The organism is Paenibacillus sp. 598K, assembly GCF_003851045.1.
In the GTDB taxonomy this organism is placed as follows: domain Bacteria; phylum Bacillota; class Bacilli; order Paenibacillales; family Paenibacillaceae; genus Paenibacillus_D.
This window is the reverse complement of record NZ_BFBX01000058.1, coordinates 1-648: the sequence shown is the minus strand read 5'-3', so window position 1 is coordinate 648 and position 648 is coordinate 1. Positions and strand designations below refer to the sequence as shown.

The 648-nt window shown below is 65.4% G+C and carries 1 protein-coding gene; it reads left to right on the top strand.

Annotated elements, in window-relative coordinates; all coding sequences use genetic code 11:
* Positions 1-619 (top strand): helix-turn-helix transcriptional regulator (locus PA598K_RS17215; RefSeq protein ID WP_185602046.1); only part of this gene is annotated, 619 nt, incomplete at its 5' end.
* Between the last annotated feature and the right edge of the window lie 29 nt (positions 620-648).

Sequence of the window (648 nt, the reverse complement as noted above, 5' to 3'; positions counted from 1 at the left end):
TCTGGCGCTCGATCCGGAGCTGGTGGACGACTGGAATATGCGCCAGTCGCAGCCGGAACGGCTGGCGACCCATACGCTCTATCCGCATCTACTCACCTCGCTCGATCAGCTTCGGACGTATCTGTCCATGCATGGGACGGCGGCGGCGCAACTGCGGCGGCTGTGCGAGCTGGAGCTGGAGAAGGCGTTGCTCCTGATCCTCGCTCAGGCAGAGTCGGAGCGCACGCGTGGAACAGCGGAGGAGGCGGAGACCTCGTGGCGTGTCGATGGCCGGGGTACAGCCGTGGAGCGTATGCGGGATTATCTGGAATGGCGCTACAAGGACCCGATCACCATCAATGAGTTGGCTGGCGAGGTGCATCTGGACCCCTCGTACGCCATCCGCCTCTTCCGGGAGCAGCTCGGCGTGACGCCGACACAATATATGCTGCAGTTGCGTATGAAGGCCGCTGCCAGCTACCTGTCCGGGAGCGACCTGCCGATCCACCGGATCGCCGAGCTGACCGGGTTCCATAGCGTGCATTATTTCACCCGCTACTTCACCAAGACGTTCGGGGCCAGCCCGACCCGCTGGCGCACCGAGCTGCGGCGACGCATCTCGGGCGGGACGCCCGGGTAGCAGGGAAGGCTGCCCGGCGGGCGCTGCGG